Annotated in this window: 2 protein-coding genes; both read left to right on the top strand. The window is 72.4% G+C overall.

Annotation, left to right across the window (positions count from 1 at the left end):
• The coding region (locus DI269_RS13300) for a PhoX family protein (protein ID WP_112136628.1) at window positions 1–1,870 on the top strand (1,870 nt) is incomplete at its 5' end.
• Between the two features lie 125 nt (window positions 1,871–1,995).
• Window positions 1,996–2,733 carry an SDR family oxidoreductase gene (locus DI269_RS13295; RefSeq protein ID WP_112136626.1) on the top strand — a complete coding sequence of 246 codons (738 nt, stop codon included), beginning with the start codon at window positions 1,996–1,998 and terminating at the stop codon, window positions 2,731–2,733.
• The last annotated feature ends 32 nt before the right edge of the window (window positions 2,734–2,765 follow it).

The raw sequence follows: 2,765 nt of genomic DNA, 5'->3' as shown, positions 1-2,765 counted from the left end.
GGTGGGTGCGACCGGTGCGGTCGCCGCGCCGGCCTTCGCGGCGGACGCCGACGGTTCGGCGGCCTCGGCGCGCTGGGGCCGGGGCCCGCGGGGCCTGGACTTCGACGCGGTGGCGCCCAACCGCGAGGACGCCGTCGTGACCCCCGAGGGGTACGTGCAGCAGGTCGTGATCGCCTGGGGCGACCCGGTCCTGGAGGGCGCGCCGGAGTTCGACCCCGAGAACCAGACGCCGGAGTCGCAGGCCGGGCAGTTCGGGTACAACAACGACTACACGGCGCTGCTCCCCCACCCCGACGGCGGCCGCAAGAAGGTGCTCGTGGCGAACCACGAGTACACCACCGAGTCCTCGATGCTCCCGGACTACGACGGCGACGCGCCGACCGAGGACCAGATCCGCATCGGCCTGGCCGCGCACGGCCTGTCGGTCGTGACGCTCAAGGAGGACCGGCGCACCGGGGCGCTGACCCCGGTCGTCGGCGACGAGCTCAACCGCCGCATCACCGCCGAGACGCCGTTCGTCATCGCGGGCCCGGCCGCCGGCTCGGACCTGCTGAAGACCTCCGCGGACCCCGAGGGCACGACCGCGCTCGGCACGCTGAACAACTGCGCGGGCGGGACGACCCCGTGGGGCACGATCCTGTCGGGCGAGGAGAACTTCAACCAGTACTTCGCGAACTTCGCGTCGGTGACCGACGCCGACCGGAAGGCGAAGCTGGCGCGCTACGGGTTCTCCGGCGGGGCCTCGGCCCGCAAGTGGGAGACCTACGACAAGCGCTTCGACCTGGTGCAGGAGCCGAACGAGCCCAACCGGTTCGGGTACATCGTCGAGCTCGACCCGTACGACCCGGACTGGGCGCCGCGCAAGCGGACCGCGCTGGGTCGCTTCAAGCACGAGGGCGCGGGCCCGCGCCTGGCGCGCGACGGCCGCGTCGTGGTCTACATGGGCGACGACGAGCGCTTCGACTACATGTACAAGTTCGTGTCCAAGAACAAGATGCGGACGGGGAGCTCGCGCAGCGCCCGCAACCACAACCGGACGCTCCTGGACGAGGGCACGCTGTACGTCGCGCGGTTCACCGGCGACAGCCCGGCCGCGGAGATCGACGGCTCGGGCGCGCTGCCCGCGGACGGCGTCTTCGACGGCTCCGGCGAGTGGATCAAGCTCGCGTCCGGTGACGAGTCGTTCGTGGACGGCTTCTCGGCCGAAGAGGTGTACGTGCACACCCGCCAGGCCGCGGACAAGGTCGGCGCGACCAAGATGGACCGCCCCGAGGACGTCGAGCCGAGCCCGAAGACCGGGAAGGTGTACGTGGCGCTGACGAACAACACCAACCGCGGCACCGGCTCGAACGCGAAGGCCGACGAGGCGAACCCGCGCAACGCGAACAAGCACGGCCAGGTCCTGGAGCTGACCGAGCGCCGCGACGACCCGACGTCGCTGTCGTTCGGCTGGAACCTGCTGCTGGTGTGCGGCGACCCGGCCGCGGCCGACACGTACTTCGGCGGGTTCCCCAAGGACCAGGTCTCCCCGATCTCGTGCCCGGACAACGTGGCGTTCGACCCGTACGGGAACCTGTGGATCTCCACCGACGGCAACGCGCTCGGTTCGAACGACGGCCTGTTCGCCGTCGCGCTGGAGGGCCGCTACCGCGGTCAGACCAAGCAGTTCCTGACGGTGCCGATCGGCGCGGAGACGTGCGGTCCGGTCGTGCAGGAGAAGCACATCCTGGTGGCGGCGCAGCACCCGGGCGAGCTGTCCGGCGCCAGCTACGAGAACCCGCTCTCGCAGTGGCCCGACGGCCCCGGCTCGCTCCCGCGGCCGGCGATCGTGAACGTGACCAAGGAGGGCTTCGACAGCATCGGCTGCTAGAGGCTGCATGAACGGCGGCGTCCCTGGCCGGGCGCCGCCGTTCGGCGTTCCCGGGGTTGCCGGACCGGTGCGGCCGGGCCTAGGTTTGACCGGGCCGAGACGCGGCCGTTGGAGGTTCGCCGTATATGTCTGTCGCTTTCGTCTCCGGTGCTTCGCGCGGTCTGGGCGCGGTGATCGCCCGGCGCCTGGCCGCCGACGGGTTCGCCGTCGCGGTCAACTACGGCTCCAGTCGTGAAGGGGCCGAACGGGTCGTGGCGGACATCCGGTCGGCGGGCGGGACGGCGGCGGCGTTCGGCGCGGACGTCACCGACGAGGCCGCGGTCGCGGATCTGGCCGAGCGGGTGCGCTCCGAGCTGGGTCCGGTGACGGTGCTGGTGGCGAACGCGACCGGCCCGCAGCCGGAGGTCCGCGTCGACGACCTCGAATGGGCCGACCACCTCGCGCAGCTGGAGTTCTTCGTGAAGAGCCCGACGCTGCTGCTCAAGGCGTTCCTGCCGGACATGCGCGCGGCCGGGGGCGGGCGGGTGGTGCAGATCGGCTCGGACATGTTCGAGCGGGCCCTCGCGGGCTGGTCGGCGTACGTGGCCGCGAAGGGCGCGCAGTGGGGCCTGACCCGCTCGTGGGCGCGGGAGCTGGGCCCGGACGGGATCACGGTGAACCTGGTGGCGCCGGGGTGGATCCCGGTGGAGCGCCACGGCGAGCTCCTCGACGCCGACCTGGCCGGGTACCTCGCGGACCTGCCGCTGGGCCGCATCGGCGTTCCCGACGACATCGCCGCCGCGGTGTCCTACCTGGCCTCCGACGCGGCGGCGTTCGTCACCGGCCAGCGCTTGACCGTGAACGGCGGCCACACCATCGACTAGCGCGTTCGGGACGGCCGGGCCGGCCGCGGGGG

This window comes from Glycomyces dulcitolivorans, from assembly GCF_003265355.1.
GTDB classification, from domain to species: Bacteria; Actinomycetota; Actinomycetes; order Mycobacteriales; family Micromonosporaceae; genus Glycomyces; species Glycomyces dulcitolivorans.
The sequence above is the reverse complement of the archived record's forward strand: the minus strand, read 5'-3'. Positions and strand labels throughout refer to the sequence as shown.

Bases quoted from the DNA above. Each gene is read 5' to 3' on its own strand.
- DI269_RS13295 (WP_112136626.1), top strand. From the start codon at position 1,996: ATGTCTGTCGCTTTCGTCTCCGGTGCTTCGCGCGGTCTGGGCGCGGTG.